General features: G+C 55.7%; 19 protein-coding genes. 5 read left to right on the top strand and 14 right to left on the bottom strand.

Annotated features, from left to right (window positions below):
- Positions 1 to 36: 36 nt before the first annotated feature.
- From gspF to gspG, 7 genes are read right to left on the bottom strand one after another with little or no spacing between them, the layout of a single operon-like run.
- Positions 37 to 1,248 (bottom strand): type II secretion system inner membrane protein GspF, encoded by a 1,212-nt coding sequence (gene gspF, locus AC07N4_RS03565; protein WP_102621804.1) that lies wholly within the window; start codon positions 1,246 to 1,248, stop codon positions 37 to 39.
- Complete coding sequence (gene gspE / locus AC07N4_RS03570) at positions 1,248 to 2,654, bottom strand: type II secretion system ATPase GspE (RefSeq protein WP_039768906.1); 1,407 nt, start codon at positions 2,652 to 2,654, stop codon at positions 1,248 to 1,250. The genes gspF and gspE overlap by 1 nt, the downstream gene beginning before the upstream one ends.
- Positions 2,651 to 5,008: a type II secretion system secretin GspD gene (gspD, locus tag AC07N4_RS03575; RefSeq protein WP_493064960.1), complete on the bottom strand. Its 2,358-nt coding sequence runs from the start codon at positions 5,006 to 5,008 to the stop codon at positions 2,651 to 2,653. The genes gspE and gspD overlap by 4 nt, the downstream gene beginning before the upstream one ends.
- On the bottom strand, positions 5,005 to 5,550 hold the full coding sequence (locus AC07N4_RS03580; protein WP_493064961.1) for a type II secretion system protein M: 546 nt from the start codon (positions 5,548 to 5,550) through the stop codon (positions 5,005 to 5,007). Before AC07N4_RS03580 ends, gspD begins: the two co-directional genes overlap by 4 nt.
- The gene (gspL, locus tag AC07N4_RS03585) at positions 5,543 to 6,688 is read right to left on the bottom strand and encodes a type II secretion system protein GspL (protein WP_493064962.1); all 1,146 of its coding nucleotides are present in this window, start codon (positions 6,686 to 6,688) and stop codon (positions 5,543 to 5,545) included. The genes AC07N4_RS03580 and gspL overlap by 8 nt, the downstream gene beginning before the upstream one ends.
- Positions 6,685 to 7,638, bottom strand: a complete 954-nt coding sequence (gene gspK, locus AC07N4_RS03590) for a type II secretion system minor pseudopilin GspK (RefSeq protein WP_493064963.1) — start codon at positions 7,636 to 7,638, stop codon at positions 6,685 to 6,687. Before gspK ends, gspL begins: the two co-directional genes overlap by 4 nt.
- Positions 7,639 to 7,646: 8 nt before the next feature.
- On the bottom strand, positions 7,647 to 8,105 hold the full coding sequence (gene gspG, locus AC07N4_RS03595; RefSeq protein WP_085610505.1) for a type II secretion system major pseudopilin GspG: 459 nt from the start codon (positions 8,103 to 8,105) through the stop codon (positions 7,647 to 7,649).
- Positions 8,106 to 8,251: 146 nt separating this feature from the next.
- On the opposite strand from gspG, the gene gspI reads away from it, so the two are divergent.
- Both gspI and AC07N4_RS03605 read left to right on the top strand, forming a co-directional pair.
- The gene (gene gspI / locus AC07N4_RS03600; protein ID WP_493064964.1) at positions 8,252 to 8,632 is read left to right on the top strand and encodes a type II secretion system minor pseudopilin GspI; all 381 of its coding nucleotides are present in this window, start codon (positions 8,252 to 8,254) and stop codon (positions 8,630 to 8,632) included.
- A gap of 604 nt (positions 8,633 to 9,236) precedes the next feature.
- Entirely contained in the window at positions 9,237 to 9,599 is a 363-nt protein-coding gene (locus AC07N4_RS03605; protein WP_114883563.1) for a DUF6124 family protein, read from the top strand.
- An 86-nt stretch (positions 9,600 to 9,685) separates the two neighbouring features.
- On the opposite strand, the gene AC07N4_RS03610 is transcribed toward AC07N4_RS03605, so the two are convergent.
- Entirely contained in the window at positions 9,686 to 9,973 is a 288-nt protein-coding gene (locus tag AC07N4_RS03610; protein WP_011334569.1) for a hypothetical protein, read from the bottom strand.
- 208 nt (positions 9,974 to 10,181) lie between these two features.
- Positions 10,182 to 10,568: a DUF6124 family protein gene (locus AC07N4_RS03615; RefSeq protein ID WP_166223025.1), complete on the bottom strand. Its 387-nt coding sequence runs from the start codon at positions 10,566 to 10,568 to the stop codon at positions 10,182 to 10,184.
- A 551-nt stretch (positions 10,569 to 11,119) separates the two neighbouring features.
- Here AC07N4_RS03615 and AC07N4_RS03620 point away from each other — a divergent pair.
- Positions 11,120 to 12,721 (top strand): hypothetical protein, encoded by a 1,602-nt coding sequence (locus tag AC07N4_RS03620; RefSeq protein WP_493064965.1) that lies wholly within the window; start codon positions 11,120 to 11,122, stop codon positions 12,719 to 12,721.
- A gap of 282 nt (positions 12,722 to 13,003) precedes the next feature.
- Here AC07N4_RS03620 and AC07N4_RS03625 read toward each other — a convergent pair whose 3' ends face one another.
- From AC07N4_RS03625 to AC07N4_RS03640, 4 genes are all read right to left on the bottom strand, one after another.
- Positions 13,004 to 13,606 (bottom strand): hypothetical protein, encoded by a 603-nt coding sequence (locus AC07N4_RS03625; RefSeq protein WP_493064966.1) that lies wholly within the window; start codon positions 13,604 to 13,606, stop codon positions 13,004 to 13,006.
- A gap of 218 nt (positions 13,607 to 13,824) precedes the next feature.
- Positions 13,825 to 14,424: a hypothetical protein gene (locus tag AC07N4_RS03630; protein WP_493064967.1), complete on the bottom strand. Its 600-nt coding sequence runs from the start codon at positions 14,422 to 14,424 to the stop codon at positions 13,825 to 13,827.
- 103 nt (positions 14,425 to 14,527) lie between these two features.
- Positions 14,528 to 17,191 carry a TrlF family AAA-like ATPase gene (locus tag AC07N4_RS03635; protein ID WP_493064968.1) on the bottom strand — a complete coding sequence of 888 codons (2,664 nt, stop codon included), beginning with the start codon at positions 17,189 to 17,191 and terminating at the stop codon, positions 14,528 to 14,530.
- 400 nt (positions 17,192 to 17,591) lie between these two features.
- A complete protein-coding gene (locus AC07N4_RS03640; RefSeq protein WP_493064969.1) occupies positions 17,592 to 18,023 on the bottom strand; it encodes a type II secretion system protein N in 432 nt (143 codons plus the stop codon).
- Positions 18,024 to 18,155: 132 nt separating this feature from the next.
- Between AC07N4_RS03640 and gspH the strand changes: the two genes are divergently transcribed.
- Positions 18,156 to 18,608: a type II secretion system minor pseudopilin GspH gene (gene gspH, locus AC07N4_RS03645; RefSeq protein ID WP_011334577.1), complete on the top strand. Its 453-nt coding sequence runs from the start codon at positions 18,156 to 18,158 to the stop codon at positions 18,606 to 18,608.
- On the top strand, positions 18,605 to 19,213 hold the full coding sequence (locus tag AC07N4_RS03650) for a type II secretion system protein GspJ (protein WP_207982988.1): 609 nt from the start codon (positions 18,605 to 18,607) through the stop codon (positions 19,211 to 19,213). The genes gspH and AC07N4_RS03650 overlap by 4 nt, the downstream gene beginning before the upstream one ends.
- On the opposite strand, the gene AC07N4_RS03655 is transcribed toward AC07N4_RS03650, so the two are convergent.
- Positions 19,214 to 20,152: a FecR family protein gene (locus tag AC07N4_RS03655; RefSeq protein ID WP_493065199.1), complete on the bottom strand. Its 939-nt coding sequence runs from the start codon at positions 20,150 to 20,152 to the stop codon at positions 19,214 to 19,216.
- Positions 20,153 to 20,178 lie beyond the last annotated feature (26 nt).

A 20,178-nucleotide genomic window follows, 5' to 3' on the forward strand; every position in this document is an offset into this window, starting at 1 on the left:
GGTGAGATCCGGCACCGGTAAAAAAAGTTGAGAAAACTACTGCACGAGTTGGTTGATCTCGATGATCGGCAGCAACACCGCCATCACAATCACCAAAACCACCCCGCCCATCACCACGATCATCAACGGCTCCAGCAACGCAGTCATGCCCATCGCCCGGCGCTCGATATCACGGGACAGGGTTTGCGCCGCACGTTCCAGCATCGGTGGCAGCGCGCCGGTTTTTTCGCCGCTGGCGATCAGGTGAATCAGCACCGGTGGGAACACGTTCTCCACTTTCAGCGCTGCCGCCAGGTTGACGCCCTCGCGCACCTTGGCGGTGGCCTCATTGACGCTCAGGCTCAGACGATCATTCGACAGCGTCTGCCGCGCCGCTTCCAACGCGCGCAACAACGGCACCCCGGCGCCACCGAGAATCGCCAGGGTCGAGGCGAACCGTGCGGTGTTCAGCCCCAGCACAAACCGCCCGATCAGCGGCAACTTCAGCACCCGATGATGCCAACTCAAGCGCGCCGCCGGATTGCGCAGATACAGGCGCCAGCTCCAGAACGCGCCGGCCATGACGCCGGCGCACAGCCAGCCCCACGCACGGATGAAATCACTGGCATTGAGCATCGCCAGCGTCAGTCCCGGCAAATCCTGCCGCGCCTGGGAAAACGCACTGACCACCTGCGGCACCACGTAGCTGAGCAGGAAAATCACAATGCCGATCGACACCAGCCCGACCACGCCCGGATAGATGAACGCGGTAAGAATCTTGCCGCGCAGGTTGTTGCGCTCCTCGATGTAATCCGCCAGCCGCTCCATCACCTGCGCCAGATCACCAGACTCCTCGCCCGCCGCAATCAGCGCCCGGTAAATCTCCGGAAAATCCCGTGGCCGCGCCGCCAGTGCTTCGGCCAAGCGCATGCCGCTGCGCACGTCTGCGCGCACGGCGCTGAGGGTGTGAGCGATGTGCTTTTTCTCGGCCTGTTCGACGGTGGCGCTCAAGGCCGCTTCCAATGGCAGGCTGGCGCCGAGCAGGCTCGACAGTTGCCGCGTGGCCCACGCCAGATCGTTGTCCGAGAGTTTGGCGCTGAACAAGCCACCGCCGCCATGCTGGGAGACGTTGCTTTCCTTCTCCACCGACAACGCCGTCAAGCCACGACCGCGCAGCACGCCAAACGCGGCGCCCTGACTCTCCGCTTCCAGATGCCCGGATTCGATCTTGCCGCTGGCATCGGCGGCCTCAAAACGATAGCGATTCATCAGGCGTCCCGTGTCACACGAAGGATTTCTTCCGGCGCCGTGGCACCGCTGCGAATCCAGCGCTCGCCGTCCTCGCGCAGGCTGAACATCCCGGCCTTGCTCGCCGCTGCGCGCAAGGCCTGCTCCCCTGCCCCTTGGTGAATCAGGGTGCGGATGTCGTCGTCGATGCAGAACAATTCGTGAATGCCGGTTCGGCCGCTGTAACCGGTGTGATTGCACGCCGCACAACCGACCGGACGCCAGGTGCCGGGCGTCGCCGGGTCTTCCTGTTTGCACTGATTGCACAGCCGCCGCACCAGCCGCTGGGCCAACACCCCGAGCATCGACGAGGCCAGCAGAAACGGCTCGACGCCCATGTCGACCAAGCGGTTGACCGCCGACACCGCGTCGTTGGTGTGCAGGGTCGCGAGCACCAGGTGACCGGTCAGCGAAGCCTGCACTGCAATCTGCGCGGTTTCGAGGTCGCGGATCTCACCGATCATGATGATGTCCGGGTCCTGCCGCAAAATGGCGCGTAGCGCGAGGGCGAAGGTCATGTCGATCTTGGCGTTGACCTGAATCTGGCTGATGCCCGGCAGGTCGTATTCCACCGGGTCTTCCACGGTGAGGATGTTGCTGGTGCTCGCATCGAGCCGTGCCAGTGCCGCATACAAACTCGTCGTTTTGCCGCTACCGGTCGGGCCGGTGACCAGCACGATGCCGTGGGGCTGGCGGATCAGGTGATCGAGTTTCGCCAGCACCTGCGCATCCATGCCCAACGTTTCCAGATGCAAACGCCCGGCCTGTTTGTCCAGCAGACGCATCACCACCCGCTCACCATGACCGGTGGGCACAGTGGAGACGCGAATATCAATCGGCCGCCCGGCCACGCGCAACGCAATGCGCCCGTCCTGCGGCAGGCGTTTTTCGGCGATGTCGAGCTGCGCCATGATCTTGATCCGCGACACCAGCGCACCGTGCAACGCCTTGCGCGGCGAGACCACGTCGCGCAGCGTACCGTCGACCCGGTAGCGCACCACCGAATGGGTTTCAAACGGTTCGATGTGAATGTCGCTGGCCTCATCCCGCGCCGCTTGCGTGAGCAAGGCGTTGATCATGCGGATCACCGGCGCGCCGTCCTGGGTGTCAAGCAGGTCGGTGATTTCCGGCATGTCCTGCATCAGGCGGTCGAGGTCGACTTCGTTTTCCGCCGCGCCAACCACCGCCGCCGCGCTGCCAGTGTCGGCGTAGGCTGTGGCGAGCAAGCCGTCGAGTTCGTCATCGCGCACCCGCTCAAGCTTCGCCGCGCCGAACTGCCGCCGCACCTCGCTGATCGACCAGCCCGGCGTCGACGGGCACACCGTCAGCACGCCGTCGCGCAGCAGAATCCGCTGCGCCTTGGCCCAGGCGTAAGGCAATGCGCTCATTGCAGCGGCACCGCTTTGATGGTCGCGCGCGGGCCTGTCCCCGGCAGCGTCGCCGGCACGCCTTGCGCAGCGGTCGGCAACTGCGGCGCCTGCATGTCCGGCATCGCCCAGCTGCGTTCCGGTTGCAGACCACCCTGAGCGCGGCGCATGAAATCGTAGCGGTTAAGCGTGATGCTGCGCCCCGCCGCGCTGTCGCGAATGATGTACGGGCGCAGGAACACCATCAGGTTGGTCTTGGTGATCGAGCGGCGCTCGTTGCGAAACAGCGCGCCGATCCCCGGAATCGTCGACAACCAAGGCACTGCGTCGTTGCTCTGGCTGTAGCCGTCCTGCAGCAGACCGCCGAGCACCATGATCTGGCCGTCGTCGAGCAAGATACTGGTGTCGATCGCGCGTTTGCTGGTGACAATCCCCGCCGAAGTCGAAGCCGCCGAAGCGCGCTCGTCGATGCTGCTGACTTCCTGATAGATGTCGAGCTTCACCGTGCCGCCCTCGGAAATCTGCGGCCGCACGTTGAGCTTCAAACCGACTTCTTCGCGGGTCACGGTCTGGAACGGGTTGTTGCTGGTGCCCCCGCCGCCGGTGACGTAGCTGCCGCTGACAAACGGAATGGTCTGACCGACAAAAATGCTCGCCGCTTCGTTGTCCAGGGTCAGCAGGTTCGGCGTCGACAACACGTTGGTGCCGCCCTTGCTCTTCAGCGCCCGGGCCAGCACTTTCAGGTCGAGGATCTTGCCGATGCCGGGGATATCGACGGTGCCGTTGACGTAGCCGAGGTTCAGACCTTTGGGCAACACGTCGACACTGGTCTTGCCATTGACGTTGATCCCCGATCCGCCAAGGTTGGCGCCGCCGATCACGCCGTTGCCGGCCAGATTGCCGGTCTGCCATTGCACGCCGAATTCGCTGGCATCGTCCTCGCCGACTTCAACGATCAGGCTCTCGATCACCACTTGCGCGCGGCGCTGGTCGAGCAAATCGATGACTTCACGCAGGTTGCGGTACAGCGGTTCCGGCGCGGAAATCAGCAAGGTGTTGGTGGTCGCGTCCGCCTGAATGGTCACGCCGCCGGCGCTGAAGGCAACGTTCTGTTCACTGCTTTGCGCATTGCTGCTGCCGCTGGTGGCGCTGCTGCCCTGGGCGTAGCTGCCGCTGGTGCTGCCGCTGTTGGTGGTCGAGGTGCTGCCGTTGGTTTGCGTGCCGCTCTGGCCGTTCTGCCCACCGTTCGAATTAGTGGAACTGCCCATGGCGCTGAGCACCGAGCGCGCACTGTCGCTGGTGCCGCTGTCGCTTTCGCCGGTCAACAAACCGCGCAAGGCCTGCGCCAGTTTGCCGGCCTGGGCGTTACGCAGATAAACCACATGCAGATTGCTCGGGTTGCTCTGGGCGTTGTCGAGTTTGTAGATCAGGTTGCGCGCCAGCTCCGTGCGCTCGGGGCTGCCGGCGCGGATGATGATGGTGTTGGAGCGCGGGTCGCCGATCACTGCGATTTTCTGCGTCAGGTCATTGCCCGGCGCGTCGAGCAGGTCGGCGACCATCGGCGCGATGTCGGCGGCGATACCGTTCTGGATCTGCACCACGTCGGTGTCGATGGCGCTCGGGGTGTCGATGCCCTGAATCAGTTGCGCGACCCGCGTGAGGTTCTCGGCGTAATCGGTGACGACGATGGTGTTGTTGCCCGGATAGGCGTTGATCGGGTTGTTCGGCGACACGATCGGGCGCAGCACCGGGATCAGGTTCACCGCGTTCTCGTATTGCAGGCGGAACGTGCGGGTGAGCATGCCGTTGCCGGCCGGTTTGTCGGCGCTGTAGATCGGCCCGCCGAGCAACTTGGCATCGGCCTCTGGCACCACTTGCGCCACGCCGCCGACGTCCACCACGCTGAAACCCTGCATGCGCAGTGCCGCCAGCAGCATGTCGTAGGCCTGATGCGCCGGCACCTGACCTTCGGAGACCAGCGTCAGGTTGCCCTTGACCCGAGGATCCACCAGAAACTGCTGACCGGTTGAACGCGACAACGCCCGCACCACCGCTTGAATATCCGCGTCGACAAAATTCAGCGTCACCGGTTGATCGCCCAGCGGATTGGCCGGCAACGTCGTGCCCCGGGCCGAACCGCCGCTGCGGGCGCGTTCGGTGATGTTGTGCAATTGCTTCGGCGCAGGTCTTGCCTGAGCCTGCGCCCGTTCGCGGTCGAGCACTGCGTCGCCACTGCGCTGGGTGTTGGCCAGCGGCCGGCCGAGTTCGCTGTCCACCAGCAGCGGCGGTTGATTCGGTGGTGTGGTGTTGCTGCACGCGCTCAATGCCATCAACAGCATCGGCAACGCCATGCGTTTGGACCCTGACCCCTTCATGAAGCTTCCTTAGCGCCCAGCGCCTGATCCATGCGTACGGTGCCCGACAGAGTGCCGGCCGTGTCATCGGTCGCGGCGTCGTCTGCGCGTTGCAGACGGGCCTCGACCACTTGCAGTGAAAAATTCCGGGGTTGGCTCAGCAGCCAGTCGAGCACGGCGTCGGCCGGTGCCGCGTCGAAGGTCAACTGCCAGCCAGCGGACGCGGCCGCCAATTGGTAACGGCCGCCCAGTCCGCTGGCCTGCAAGGTCTGTTGCAGCGACTGCTCCAGGTTTTGCCCGTCGGGGCGCACGCTGACGTCGCGCAACAGCACTTCCAGCGCTTCAGCCTGGGCGCGCAGTTTTGGCGTTTCGACTTGAGAGGCGGCGATCTTCTTCAGCGGCGGCTGAATCAACGCCACCCACACAAACAGCCCCAGCAACAACGCCGCCATACCACCCACCATGCGTTTTTCCCGCAGCGCCAACGGCTGCCAACGGGCCTGCAACTGAGCATTGAAGCGCTGCCAACCGGTGCGGTATTTCGCAAGCGATGGGCTATTCATCTTCGGCTCCGCTGCTGTCGTCGTTGTTGTCGGCGGCGGTCGCCTCGCCGGCCGGGCGCAAGACCCAGCCGTCGTCATTCGGGCTGATGCTGATGCCGGCCTGGGCCAGCGTGCCTTGCCAATCCTTGTCGTTGCCCGAACGCCGGGCCTCGGGCAGCAGGCTCAATTGCAACGCGCCGTCGACAAACTCCAGCCGCTGCACCGTGCCCGCCATGGACGGCATGCCGCTGCCGGCCTGCAACACCAGTCGGGTGAAATCCTGCCCCGGCGCATCCACCGCGCCTTGCTGGCGCGCAGCAATTTGCTGACGGGCCTGTTGCAGCGGATTGAGGATCACCGGCAGCTCGGGAAACGCCTGCTTCACCCGCTGCGCCATCTGCGCCTTGAGCTGCTGACCCTGCCCGGCCTCGTGGGCGGCGTAGAGGTTCAAACCGATCACCCACACCGCCAGCGCCAGCGCACAGCAACCGATCGCCCTGCCCCAACCGCGATGTTCGGTGCCCGGTTGCTGGAGGCCGCCATGCAGGCCCCAGTTCGGCAACGGGCCGGAGCAGCGTTGCGTGTCGGCCAATATCGACTGCACCGTTTGTGGCGCGCCGTCACCGATCCAGTGCGCGGGCAGACCGGTTTCCAGCAGCCACGCTTCGTCGATCATTGGCTGCACCTGTGCCGCATTCGGGCCGTGGCGCAGCAACAGATGATCATCGTGCAGACAGCCGACGCCGCCGCTCATCACCGGCAAACTGTAGGCCGCCGGGTACAGACCTTTGAGGTTCAAACCGAACTGTCCGAGGTGCTGCAAATCCTTGCGTGCTACCCAGGCAATCTGCACCTGGCCGCTTTCATTGCGAGTGCTGTGGGCGATGTGCATCTCGGCGCTGTCACCGAGCATCAAGGCCTGCGCCGCACACTGCACAGCCGCAGCGGTTTTGTTCGCGGGCAACGGCGGCAGATCGATACTCGCCAACAAGCTGTCCGACGGGTGCAAAAAACACACCAGCGGCTGCTTCGGCAGCGCGCCAAGCCGCACGCGTTCCTGGCGAACGACCTGCCCCTGACGATCCAGCCACGCACAATCCACTTCACTGTCGAGACTCAGCTCCGCCAGCGGCGGCAAACTCACGCGCAACTGGCTCATACGCCCACCCGCGACCAGATCACTTGCGGCAACCGATCCTGACTGCGATGCAGCAACGCATCGAGGTTGACCCGCCGCTGATCGCGCCGCGCCTGCCCGCGCAGTCGGAACCAGTCGCTGGTGATGCCGACCTTGACGCTGGTGATCTCCAATTGCGGCAGTCGCAGGCGATTGACGAAATCCCCGCGATTGATAAACCAGCGCCCGGCGTCGCGCTCATTGATCAACGCCTGCGCCCGCTCCAGCGACAGCCCCGGCACATAAGCCGCCAGCACTGGTGCCGTGGCGGTGTTGCCGTTGAGCCAGGTGGTCGCCGGAATCACCGTCAGGTACGGCGCGAGTTTCGCCAACACCGCATCGTTGACCCCGTCGACACTGCGCAGATCGTCAAGCGTGCGCAGCATCGGCAAGGTCGGCGATTGCGGTTGGCGCGAAGCGGACGGCGACGTGGCGCGCCCACTGTCGAAGGTGTTTTTCGCCACAGGCTTGTCCACCACTTGGGCATTCAGCAGGTGCGGATACGAGCCGATCACCCGCTGACTAATGCGCCGGCTCAAGCCGCTGCTGACACCGATCAACTCGCACAAGCGCTCGAACGCCTGCACCTGCGCGTCATCGATCCGCTCGTTGGCCACCAGATTGCGCAGGTTGAACTTGCCCTGCTCGTCCTCCAGCCGCCCTTCGAAACCCTGGGTGTTCAACCGCTGCGCCCAAGGCTGATCGAGGCGGGTCAGCGGATCGCGCTGCCGCGCATCCCACAACAATTGCCGGCTGATCTCCAACCCGCCGTGCAACACCCAGCGGCCCTGCACACGCAGTTGTTCGGCTTCCAGCGCCCGGGTCGAAACACTCTGGCGGGTCAGCATGCCGGCGGCGATCACCGCAACCACCGCCGCAATCAGCAGCGCACTGATGATCGCCATCCCCTGCTGGTTCGATTGGCTGTTCATGACCGGCCTTACAACTGCCAGGAACCGATGTCGGCATTCACACCGTCGCCGTCAGGCTGGCCGTCGGCGCCGAGGGAAAAGATGTCGATCTCGCCGTTGGCACCGGGATTGAGGTACTGATAAGGACGACCCCACGGGTCATTCGGCAGGCGCTCCAGGTACGAACGCCAGTTGGTGTTCTTCGCATCGGCCGGCCGCTCCACCAGCACCTTCAGGCCCTGGCTCTGACTCGGGTAAGTACCGTGATCGAGGCGATACAGCTTCAGCGCCTGCATCAACCCGCCAATGTCCTGCTTCGCCGCCGTGGCCCGCGCCTGATCCGGCCGGTCGAGCACCTTGGGCACCACCATCGCCGCCAGAATCCCGAGAATCACCACGACCACCATGATCTCGATCAGCGTGAAACCCTGCTGCCCACGGGGCATCCGGCTCGGTCGACTGGGCTGTTTGAATTGCGCGATATCCATCTCGTCATTCCCTGGCTTGATTCGATTCGACGCGCAGTGTTGCAAGAAGATATGTCAGGGATGTTGAAAATCCTCGGGTGTTTTCGTCGTCAAGCCGTCAAGCACGGGCGTTAGCGTCAAGGGCTGCCCGACCGCCCGAGACCCCGATGCGCACCCCCTCCTCGCAAGCCGGATTCACCCTGATTGAAGTGCTCGTGGCGCTGGCGATCATCGCCGTCGCCATGTCCGCCGCTGTTCGTGTGGCGGGGTTGATGACGCAGAGCAGCGGGATACTGCGGGATCGCTCGATTGCGATGATTGCGGCGCAGAGTCGGATGGCGGAATTGCGGTTGGAGGGGCGATTGCCGATGGGGGTTAAGGCGGTGGAGTGTGATCAAGGGAGGTTGTTGTTGCGGTGTGAGCAGGCGATCGCAGCGGCAGAGAATGGACGGTTGCTCAAGGTTGGAGTTCAGGTGTTTGACCGCAACCAAGATGCGCCGCCGCTAGCTCGGCTGGAGACGTTACTCAGCCGCCCCGAGAATCCCTAGCCCGCCGGAAGCGTTGGACCGCTTGTATGCAAGCGAATCGACCGTGGGAAATTTCCGATACCAACCTGAATATCTTCACCAACTCGCACCAACCGCGTTGAACCCAAAATCGACGTGAACGCTTGCCTCCAAATACATAATCAACTCGGTCGCTCAGGTCGATGTACAACGCCAGACACCTCGGTCGGCCCCCTCTCCCTCCGGGAGAGGGCTGGGGTGAGGGCCGCTTGTTGAATCACCCGTTTACCCACCCCAAAAACCCCGTTTAAAAGACACCAACCGTTACTTCCCCAAGGCTACACAACCTTGCGTCATTACCTACGACTACGCCAGAATCCGCCGGCTTGTGCGTCTGGGGTGCGGGTCTTATCGTTTCCGGGTCACTGAAAAACAGTGATCGGGTTTGGTAGCCCGCACATGAGAGTTGCACAGCATCACCATTCGCGGCGTCGTTTCGTCTCGGCTTTATGGTGGTCATGCACAGGGCACCTTCGGGTGCGCCGGGTTCCTCATGTGCCGGTCTACCAACCTGAGCATGGCCGCCACCTTCGTTTGGTAGCGAAATTGGATGGCCTCCCTTTTTGAAGCATGAGGAGTTACATCAATGATCAAACCAACACCAAACCCACCAGAAACCGACCCAGTTTCCCCCTACCAATTCCCCGACTCCCGAACCCTCAACGAAGCCGCCGAACGCGCCCTCGACCACTACCTCACCCCACAGCAACGCATCATGGGCAGCCACACCAAACACGACCCCATGTTCCTGGCCAACCCCGCCTACAACAGCGAATCCCTCCTGGCCAACGCCAGCGAGTCCCTCGGCTCCGCCAGCGAAATGCTCAGCAACTTCGCCGCGATCCTGGAACCCGCCCACCGCAAGACAGCGCTGGGGATTGCGCAGGTGGTTATGGTTGCGGGGTTGGCTGTGAATCAGGCGTTGGATCATGTTGAGGTGAAGACGTAAGCGGCTGAGCGCTGTCGCTCAACAGCCGGAAAGAAAATGGCCGAGGTTGTCAGGTGTGACTGACGATCTCGGCCAAATAAGCAGTTCTATTTTTTGCGGCACATCTCGACGTCATCCTGAGTCTTCAGGTCTGTGTCGATTCCCAAGCGATACCTGCAGTAATCAATAATCCACCCCCTCTCCTCTGCTGTCAGGCGCTCTACCTTCCTGATCTCTCCATCGTTAGCGTGGATGTTGTAGAACTTCATCTGAAACGTCGGGTGCTTCTTGATGAAGACAATGGTCTCGATATCCCCGTCCTCAAGGGCTTCGTAGTAGCCGACATACAGCACGGTTACTACGGCGAGGATTGCTGCGATTAAAAGCTTTTTCATTCCATTGGTGCCGGTGGTAGAGGCTGAAGGGTTCTAGCATGAAAGGAGACTGATTGAATGCCAGAAAGTAAATCAGCCCCCATTTTTTGCTGCCAGCCAGCTCCCCCAGATTTCAGCGTCCTACACAATATCTGTGATCAACATAAATCCCTGTGGGAGCGACGCTGCGACGATTCGACGTGCTCGCGAAGGCGCCAGAGACACCAGCTTAATCAGCAGGTGATCCCGAGGTCTGCCTCACCGGCAATTGCAAATTATCCAACGCCCGATTCACCGCCAGCTCCCCGAGCATGATCAACTGCGCAATCCCTACCAACGCCCGACGCTGCGAAGCCGGCACCAGACTGGCGATGTTCTGGGCAATGGTTTGGGCCGAGGCGAGTGTTTCACTGGCATCAATCAGCAGTTCTTCGTTTTTATTGTCCGCAGTCACGGCATACATCCCGCGGGTTCTGCGTGGAGGCGGCGTGGAGCCGGGGGGACAGAGGTAATGGTCGAGCGCGCGGTCGGCGGCTTCGTGGAGTTTTCTGGAATCGATGGATTCGTAGGGGGAAACCGATTCGGTTTCGGGCGGGTTGGGTGTTGGTTTGATCATGGTGAAGCTCCATTTTTATACCTGGTGGAACCACCAACACCTGTCGCTAAACAAGTAAGGGTGGCAGCTGTGCGCGGGTTAGCGAACCGAGAGGTATAAGACCCGGCAGACCCGAAGGTCTCCCACGCACAGCCACCATATCGTCATCGCAAATGTCTGCGACAAACGGGAGCGTCGTTGAACTTATACCTGGTCGGGTCGCTAAACCCGGTCGCTGGGTTGCCAGCGACACGTAGACGATAAAGACCAGGTACAAAGCGCACAAGCCGGCGGATTCTGGCGTAGCTGTAGGCAACGGCGCAAGGATATGTAGCCTGAGAGAGTGTCTGGAGATGTCTTTTTAAACGTTCGTGTTTATCGGAATTCTCATTGCGTCTCGGATCCCACGACAGATCCGTCCCCATGCCCCAACAAACGTAAGCGTCCGGCGAACACATCCCCCTGAAGCTGATATCATTTGAAAAAATGACTGATTTATATTCTACGATTGAAATAAATCAGTCCCCTTTCATAGATACAGCACCACAAATCGCAACGATAAGGACATACTTGTGACCGATAATTATTTTCGCCCTATTCAAGAGTATGAAAAAGAACAGTATCAGCGAATCAAGATGAAAATATTTTCCACATTCCCGTCAGGGCGAATAACTGAGCTGGAAGAAATTATTTCCGTCTGCATGGTTAAGTATAGCGAGCACGAGCTAGTACTAAAAGAAAACATTCAAATTCTTGACGCACTATCACTGGTCATGTTTGTACTCGACCAATACGAGGAATATGCAAAGAAGAACGCAGCACATCACCAGTTCTCCTTGTCCACCGCCGATGATAAATATTGGCAAAGTTACTCCAGTCACTCCAGGCGAGGAATGAAGTATCTACTGGAACACCTTTGCAGACATAGCACAATTTTGCTAGGAACGAAGGAAGACAACCTAACTGATCGAGAAAAAATAGCGGCATTATCTAGAATATTTATTTCAATTGAGGAAATGTGCTCAACCTATTTACGGATCGACGGTTACAAATTTCTTCACGAACGTGTCGAACTCATCTTAAATGAGCGAGAAGATATTTATTTTAATGTCCCACAAGACTCAGACCCCCGCTATATTTTAGATATTCGAAGTGAGAGGCAAGAAATAACATCTAGAATCAAAGGCCTCCCTTATAGCGTTGACATAGAAGATCACAGCCGCGTTCTTAACCCACCATTTCATGAACACCTTGGTTTGAATTACGCGCAGCTAGTTAATTTCTTGAGAGTCTATATCGAGTCGGAGGCTAATCCTACTGGAGTAGTTCCTAAAGCTACAATTATCAGGGACCTAAGGAAAGAATTTAATATTAGCGCTGAACAAGCCGAACAAGCCGTTCATGGTTTCAGCGTACGCGCCAAGAATTTGGAAAATCGAACACTATTTAGCCCAAAACAGGAGCATCGAGCGTATCATCGCGGCTTTTTTGAGTTTATTCACAATGGCATTCCTGTACTATTTTTTTCTAGATCGATGGCGCTCGATGCGTTAAATATATTAATCAACAACACATGCTACCAAAAACTACCAGAAGAATGGAAGACTCCAGACATAGAAACCCATCTAACCCTTCTATCTAACAAGGCGGGAAAATGGTTTGAAAATGTGGTATCTAAGAGCCTTGCGCAAGTTGGCATTTACGCAATATCTTCGGTAGAGCGCTATCGAACGCAAGGAAAAGTAGTTACCCCGCCAGAAAATGTGGGCGAAATCGACTTTATCGGTTACTTTGAAAAACAAAATGCACTGTTCGTAATTGAGGCAAAAAACGTTCGATTCAACACCGAACCAAAACTCTTCCGTGATGATTTTAGCAAGTTCATCACGGGAAAGAAATCCTACGCTAGCAAGTTCATATCAAAGTGCCATTGGGTTGTGAAAAACCTGCCAACTGTGATTGACGAGTTAAAACAGCGAGGCATTGCGATTCAAAATATTAGAAAAGTCTATAAAATAATGGTAATTCTTGCTCCGTCACCTGTTGAAAAAAGAATTTCCGACTTCAGTTGCGTAAACCTGGTTGAGTTCATGCGAATCATGGAGACTGGTAAATTGACATCCCTGGTCGCGATTGATATAGATATCGAAAATACATCATTAATTATAGATTAAAATCCTCTTACAAAAAGTACTCAGAGGATTGATCTATTTAGTTTCCCCTTTCTTGAAGGTGGGGATACAGGTGTTTAATTTAAGCCAGAATTGGCCAGCGCTGGCTCGGCTGAAGACGTTGTTGAACAGAGCGCGCAATGCCTACGACTACGCCAGAATCCGCCGATTTGTGCGCCTAGGGAACCACTAAAAAGGGGGGGGTGATTTATTTCTAGAAATAAATCACCCCCCTTTTAATTCAAACAAAATTTCCATCTTGTGAATGGGCAGAATGATCGCTTTTTAGATAAAACCGGAGCCTCTTATTGGAGCCCCGAGAGAAACACCGTCCCATAGAGGGTGATGAAACTCAGGCCCGCTGGCCCCAAGATTTGAAATATCATGGCAAATTTGATATCGAGCACCGTCAGCTGAAATCAACTCAACGCTAACTAGCTCATAAGCATTAAAGACATAGTCGAAATCACTGGGGAGCTTAAGCTCAAGGGGGTGATTTATATAAATTGGCAGGATTTGCCCCGGATCGAGTAGGCAGGAAGTCATCTCTGCATCGTATAAAACTGTGAATGGATGAGTTGAACGCATATGACCGAGCTTGTCAGGCCCCCTAAGGATCTCTACAGATTTTACATATAGCGCCTGTTTGCCATTATTGCTTAAGGTGTATCTGAGATGTCGTATTGCAGGGCTAACGGTACGATCCTTAGGTATATCGTAAATATTGTCTCCAAATTGCAACAAAACAGATTCAGGTGTAAATGTTCTTTCGAGAAGAATTAACATCGCGCTGGAAGGTTTATGTAGTTGTGAAAAATATAGTGCTGCGAATGAAACGAGTAATGCCCCACCTGAGAAGGCCAACGTCATTAAGTCTTTCACTTCCATATATAAAGCTCCATTTTCACTCTGTTTGTCACTCCCCCGGGGCTGAATATACCCCAATTTGATAGAGGTCTTGAATTTTCGCTTCTGGCCGCTCGGCAAGGTCTGATTTCGGCCAGAGTAGTCGGTTAGCGCCTACGAAATCAGGGGCAATTCAGTACGACCCTGGGCAGGATTTTGAACGCATGTCATAAAAATCAAGAGCCACGGTTGCTGAGTGATTAATTGATCATTATTGGTCGTACAATATTAAACATTGATAGCATGTTTCCCGCCTCAAAGTATGCAGCCAGTATCAGGCCATACGAACTGATAATAAGTATTAAAAATAGATTCTGAAATCGATCTCCGATCTTTTTGTGCTGGGGCTTTCGTAACAAGTAGAAGTGCTGGGCTAAGTATTTCGAGCATCCAGCCAGTGCTGTTAAAAAAATCGCAAAGCCTAGAATTTTTAGGGTAATGCCTAGCGACTCTATCCCTTCAGGCTTTAACGAGTTCCATGCCGAGCCAGCAAAAGCTAGCAACGCTACTGCAGATCCGCCAGTGATGACTAAGCTCGCTTTGAGCACACTTTGGCTAGCCTCAACCGAAGAACGCCAAGTTTCGACTTCCCATTGATGTTCTTGATCATTTATTTGAATTATTAATTCTAGAGGATCTTCATCTTCCTCGTCTTCATCCTCTCCCTCTTCAGTAAATTTGTTATTTTTTAGCTTTTTAAGTAGACGCTCGAGGGTGGCAATATCCGCAACCGCGCTGCGGCTGCCTTGTAATTGCTCCAAATGCGACTGAATAAGACTTTTTGTGTCGTCTGAATACATTTGGCGTGGACTCTTTAATAATTTAATTTTTTTGTATTGCGGCGATGGCCCGTGTAACAAACGTAACAAAGGGGACTGATTTATTCCCTCTACCACCAAGCTTCTACGCTATACCATATTTCCTTTCACGATTTTCGAAAGCGGCATGTCCACCCTCTAATATGCGGCAAACCATTGCTTTTATTCCCTGTTCGTCCCTAACGTTTCCGTCCTCAAGCGCACCGCCCGTGTAGGAAATTATATCACCATCGTTACTGGCGACTACAACTTGCTCGGCGTCAGAATTAACAACAAGGTTTGCATTATGCGTAACAATTATAACTTGTCTATATTTTTTAATTGCTTTAAACAAAGGCACAAGATCCGAGACAATAAACTCATTATCAAGATCATCTTCCGGCTGATCAAAAACGAATGGACTACCAAATGGATCGGTTGCAAGTTTCAAACAAACATAAAATGTTCCTCGCTGCCCAACTGAGAGCTTACTTACTGGCTTTCCCTTATACGTGAATTGAGCATTAACATAGTAGTAAACCTGCATGGATCTCGGATTGAAAAGAAAATTCATCAACTCATATCGCCCTCCTTGATTAAAATACTCCGATTCCCAGAAAAACTCCTCAATACTAACTATTTTCTGCCCTATAAAAACAATTTTTTGCCCACTAATGAGCTGGAGAAACGAAGCGCTATCCGTCACATTAAACGTCTCCTCCAGCTTTTGCCTTGTAGTTCTATCACCGGAGGATCGAAATTTTCCACGATTAAGACAGCTTTCTAAGCCATTGTAGAACTTATCCGTATCAAAAGTAGCCATACCGGAAATATGAATATTTTTAAGAATATCTTGCACAATCCTATTTTGCTCGTCATTCCACTCATTATTGACTTGCTGCAAAGCTCCAAATGCAACATCTACAGAAAGCCTGTTTCCTTCAACAAAAACATTATAACTTGTCGCAAGCTCTCCTCGACGCGCTACCAACTTATGGTAACGCTCGGTTCTCTCTTTTATTTCGACAAGCTTTTGATTGGCGTGATCTATGGCGGACTGATACTCCTTTACTTTATTAAGTAACGAAGAGATATCTTGATTTATGCCTTGCTTTGTAAATTCCGCTTTAATGGACTCATTTGCGCTTGAAACCTTTAGCGATTCTTGATGTGCGTTTTCAATATTCTCCGCCAAAGCAAGCAGAGACCGTTCAGCATTAATGGACTCAACGCTCTTCGCCGATGCATTCTGATTATTGTACTCAGTGATCCGCTCATTTAAAGACTTCAGAGTGCGCTCAATTAAGGCTTTTAGCTCATTTGAACTTGCCATGGTCTTTGCATATGCATTTAAAGCACTAGAGTTCTCTTGATACTTCTCAATCAGCCCCTTATTTTGATCGCTAGTTAAAGTTATTATTAGTCTTGAGTTTTTCTCGATCACACCTTCTTGATATTGCGGTGTATTTATTAACTCCCCAGCGTTATCTTTGGTTTGCCAAAATTCTATAAAGTCTCGGTAGGCACTTAGATTTTCACTAATTTCCTGAGTGGTTACTTGGTCAAATTCTTCATCCCTGATGCTCAACATGCGTTTTATTTCTGCGCTTAGTGAGCTAGGATTTTTGCTAAAACTATGTATATCGCCTTGCGAAACATGTAAATACGAGTAGGCATCACTCGTAAGCTCATCAAAAGTTAGGCGCCTACCAGAATCACCCCCTTGATTCAATGTGATCGTAATTTTTTCAACGCTAATTTCGCCAGCTCTTTGTGAAGGTGACTGCTTGCTAAGCCTAGAAAGCATTGAATCCAAAAAAATGCTTTTCCCTGTACCCCGCCCCCCGATGATGGCGACCAAATTTGGATTCAACGGTATTACTTGTTTTTTAAAGCTCAGCTCGCTGTCTTTGAATATTCTACCGGATATAGATATTTCACTAAAATACGGCTTAATAAAGGTTTTTTCAGTAAAACTGTCCGATTGCTGCACCCTATCTGAGGGCTCGAAGATAGTCTGCCTTAAACCCTGAAAGTTTGGGGAGGCTTTAACCCACGTGTATTTAGAGCCAACCAATTCAATACTGTGCGCATCTGAGCAAACATAAACAGGCTTAGCGACGGCACCTTCATAGCGTGTGCTATCAAGAAAAAAAGCTCGATCTCGCTCTCTACCAAAAACTAACTGTCCATGTTTATCAATTTCTTTCGCAACGGCCACTGAACGTCCTTCAGTCGCCTTAGGCTGAAATCCACCGTATCCACAGGGGCATATAGCCAGCAGAAAATCGCTACCCAGTTGCATCGAACCTTGAATATGCTCAAGTAGAGATTTTAGATCAACGACAATGTCTGATATTTTTACAGAATGCTCTTTGAATGATTCTTCCGAGCACCAAATTGTCATTCCTTGGTCGCTGGTATTCACTACTTTAAATTTTTCAAGCACTGAGTTTATTTGTTTTGTTGTGAACCGCTCAGAAAAAATTAGATGGACGTTAATCCACTCGCCATCTTTGTTTGGTTGTGCTAGTCGAAATTCTAAGTTTCCTAGAATGGTTGTATCGGAATTAATCTGGGATAGCGCACCTCTAATTTTCTCGAGCTCATCTTGTTGAAAGAAAAAATAATTGGTTATACCCGCCAGCGCGATATTGTGTTCAACAATTTTCTTCGCAAAGTCTTCGATAGATGTTTTAAATTGGTTGTTTAAGTTTGTCAGCGGGCTATGCAGGTGCAAATCCCATTTTGTCCACATTGATCCACGCATTCCGTTATCCTTTATTAATCAGCTTGAGCGAAGCTTTAACTTGGATTTCTTGTCATTGTTATTTGGTAGCAAGCGGTTGTAGTGCATGGTCCGTCGCTGGACGGTATTGCTTTTCGCAGAGTGTCTAGGGCTATCGGATTTTTCCGACCGATCAATAGCCTCAGAAGCAAGTGTAGCGTCGGTTGGCGGAGGTGCACGGTGTCTGGGCGTCGCAGACCGTGGGTCTTGAATAACGGATTAGGGTCGATATCTTCATTTTTTGTGCGCCTGCTAATGGCTGAACGCGAACATTTACAACATGCCTCCTCTGGTTAGTCTAAAGCAATCAAGTACATCCCCGGCGATTCAGTACCAACCACCCGACTGAAACGCCAAAATAACTACCTCCCTCCCTAAAAAATCACGGCCTCACCAACCTAGGCATCTCCACCTCCTCCCCCAACCTCTCAACCCCCAACCGCACCCGCTCCCCCCCCTGCTCAATCACCACCCCATCCCCCTCCACCGCCACCAACTTCACTCCTGGACTCACCCGCTCCCCCTGCAAAAAACTCCTCGGCGGTCCGTCGTTCAAACTCAAAATCGCCACCGCCCCGCGACTCCCCGCCATCACGCCGCTGACCTTGATCTCCACCGGCGCCGTGCGGTTGGAAAACCACTGCAACGCCGGGTTATCGCTGCGCGCAGCGAGCAGTTGCGGAGTAGCCGCCGGTGTGTGGGATTCGGCGGTGGTCAGGAGCAGGGATGACCAGGTGGCGATGCCGACCAGGGCGGCCAGCAGTGCGGCGGCCTGGATGATTTGGGGGGGTGAAAAGCGTGCGGTGTATCTCATGGGCTGAATCTCCTTTTAGTCCCGGTGACCAGACTACGCGGCAATTCTCACGGTTTTATTTCACACGCCTTACATGTTGGCCGTGCAGGATGGTTTTTTGGACGGGGCTGGACGCAAGGGAGTGCGCAATCGATGAACCGGTGCAGGCAGCAGGGTTTTACGCTGATCGAGTTGATGGTGGTGCTGGTGATCATCGGCATCGCCAGTGCGGCGATCAGTCTGAGTATCAAGCCCGATCCGTTGCAGTTGCTGCGCAAGGACGCCGAGCGTGTGGCGCAGTTGCTGCAGATTGCCCAGGCTGAGGCCCGCGCCGATGGCCGGCCGATTGCGTGGTTGAGCGATGGCAAGGGGTTTCGGTTCAGTCGGCGCAGTGACAGTGGCAAGGGTTTTGATCATTTCGATCGGGACCCGCAGTTGCGGCCGCGTCCCTGGCAGAGTCCGAAGCTGGAGGTGCGGGTGGAGCCGAAGCAGAAAGTGGTGCTCAACGCGGAGTGGATCAATCCGCCGTTGCAGTTGACGCTGTCTGACGGGCTCAATCGGTTGAGTGTGCTGCGGGATGCTTCGGGCCGGATTAGCGTGCAATGAACAGACAACAAGGTTTTACGCTGATCGAGGTGATGGTCGCGATTCTGTTGATGGCGGTGGTCAGTCTGATTGCCTGGAAGGGGCTGGACAGTGTCACGCGCGCCGACAGCCATTTGCAGGCCAGTGGTGAGCAGAGCGACAGCCTGTTGCGGGCGTTGAATCAGATGCAGCGGGATGTGGAGATGCGCGCCGGGATCGAGCTGACGGAGCCGAAGAAGGTCGGCACGGAGGATGAACCAGCGACGGCGCCGCCCGCCGTTACGGTGCGCAGCAGTGACAGCAAGGGGTTTCGACTGGACATCATTCGTAGTGCGGCGGATCAGCCGGGGGCGTTGCAGCGGGTTCGGTGGTGGCTCAAGGGGGACACGTTGTATCGCGCGGTGGCGCCGGCGCGGAGTCGGTATCCGTTGCCGGCGCCGACTGCGGGGGTGGCGGTTTTGGGTGAAGTGAGTGATTTGCAGGTGCGGGTTTGGGAGGCGGACAAGGGGTGGCGGCAGTTGAGCGGGAACCGGCGGGAGGATCCGTTGGGGTTGGAGGTGCGGTTGACTCGGCAAACACCGCAAGGGCCAGAGAAGTACCGGCAGGTCATGGGGCCCTTGCAGTGATTAGCTGAGAACGACTACGCCGCCCGGCAACTCGGTGCATTTGACGCCGTAGGCATCACGGATCAGTGCACCTACGCCGGCCAGTTGATCGAGGGAGAACCGCGCCTGCACCCGGCGCTGGCCGAGATCGCGATTCAGCAGCAACAACATCCCCGGGCGATAGCGGTTGATCTCATCAATCATCTGACTCAGGGTCGCACCGTTGAACACCAGCACTTGCTGACGCCAGTTCATCACCGCCGCCGTGTCGACGCTTTGCACCGTGCCAACCTGTTGCGCGTCATAGGTCAATTGCTGGCCCGGTTCCAGTCGCAGGCTGCGGCCTTCAACTTCCACTTCTACTGCGCCATCCAGGCAAGTCACACAGACCTGTTGATCGAGGTTTCGCAAGTTGAATCGCGCCCTGCTCGCCCGTAGCCAACCACTACCCGCCTGCATCGCCATCGGCAGCCGTGCGGTTTGCACTTCGACTTCGCCGCTGACCAGTTCAAAGCCTTGCACGCCCTCATCCACCGAGCGCTGGTTGATGCGGGTCTGGGTGTTCAATTCCAGGCTCAGGCCATCGGCCGGTTCGACCCGACGTTGCTGGCCGACTTCAGTGATGTAATCGGCGCCGAGCCCGGAGAACCCGCCCGGAATCGTGCCGCGTACCAGCAGGAACGCCGCCGATGCGGCAATCGCGCCACCGAGAAAGGCCCGGCGTCCAAACCGACGTGGCGCCTGCGTCGCTTCGGCCGCCGGTTGCAGCAGGTGCCACAAGGCTTTGCACTCTTCGAAGGCGCGGGCGTGTTCGGGGCTTTGGGCGCACCACTGGCGCAACGCTCGGGCGTCGGCGACCGTGGCGCGGCCGGAGGTCAGCAGGATCAGCCAGTCGCGGGCTTCGCTTTGCAGACGCTCGGCAGGCGTGGGCTCGGCAGGTGTCAGACGGAAGATGTTCAAACGCACAGGTACTCGACGGGTTGATC

The sequence above is a fragment of the Pseudomonas sp. GW821-FHT09E04 genome (assembly GCF_059416185.1).

Excerpts from the sequence above, each read along its gene's own strand:
- AC07N4_RS03625 (WP_493064966.1), bottom strand. The coding sequence starts at position 13,606 with ATGGAAGTGAAAGACTTAATGACGTTGGCCTTCTCAGGTGGGGCATTA.
- AC07N4_RS03635 (WP_493064968.1), bottom strand. The coding sequence starts at position 17,191 with ATGCGTGGATCAATGTGGACAAAATGGGATTTGCACCTGCATAGCCCG.
- AC07N4_RS03610 (WP_011334569.1), bottom strand. The coding sequence starts at position 9,973 with ATGAAAAAGCTTTTAATCGCAGCAATCCTCGCCGTAGTAACCGTGCTG.
- AC07N4_RS03650 (WP_207982988.1), top strand. The coding sequence starts at position 18,605 with ATGAACAGACAACAAGGTTTTACGCTGATCGAGGTGATGGTCGCGATT.
- AC07N4_RS03615 (WP_166223025.1), bottom strand. The coding sequence starts at position 10,568 with ATGATCAAACCAACACCCAACCCGCCCGAAACCGAATCGGTTTCCCCC.
- gspI (WP_493064964.1), top strand. The coding sequence starts at position 8,252 with ATGCGCACCCCCTCCTCGCAAGCCGGATTCACCCTGATTGAAGTGCTC.
- gspF (WP_102621804.1), bottom strand. The coding sequence starts at position 1,248 with ATGAATCGCTATCGTTTTGAGGCCGCCGATGCCAGCGGCAAGATCGAA.
- gspG (WP_085610505.1), bottom strand. The coding sequence starts at position 8,105 with ATGGATATCGCGCAATTCAAACAGCCCAGTCGACCGAGCCGGATGCCC.
- AC07N4_RS03605 (WP_114883563.1), top strand. The coding sequence starts at position 9,237 with ATGATCAAACCAACACCAAACCCACCAGAAACCGACCCAGTTTCCCCC.
- gspE (WP_039768906.1), bottom strand. The coding sequence starts at position 2,654 with ATGAGCGCATTGCCTTACGCCTGGGCCAAGGCGCAGCGGATTCTGCTG.
- gspD (WP_493064960.1), bottom strand. The coding sequence starts at position 5,008 with ATGAAGGGGTCAGGGTCCAAACGCATGGCGTTGCCGATGCTGTTGATG.
- AC07N4_RS03640 (WP_493064969.1), bottom strand. The coding sequence starts at position 18,023 with ATGAGATACACCGCACGCTTTTCACCCCCCCAAATCATCCAGGCCGCC.
- gspL (WP_493064962.1), bottom strand. The coding sequence starts at position 6,688 with ATGAGCCAGTTGCGCGTGAGTTTGCCGCCGCTGGCGGAGCTGAGTCTC.
- AC07N4_RS03580 (WP_493064961.1), bottom strand. The coding sequence starts at position 5,550 with ATGAATAGCCCATCGCTTGCGAAATACCGCACCGGTTGGCAGCGCTTC.
- AC07N4_RS03630 (WP_493064967.1), bottom strand. The coding sequence starts at position 14,424 with ATGTATTCAGACGACACAAAAAGTCTTATTCAGTCGCATTTGGAGCAA.
- gspK (WP_493064963.1), bottom strand. The coding sequence starts at position 7,638 with ATGAACAGCCAATCGAACCAGCAGGGGATGGCGATCATCAGTGCGCTG.
- gspH (WP_011334577.1), top strand. The coding sequence starts at position 18,156 with ATGAACCGGTGCAGGCAGCAGGGTTTTACGCTGATCGAGTTGATGGTG.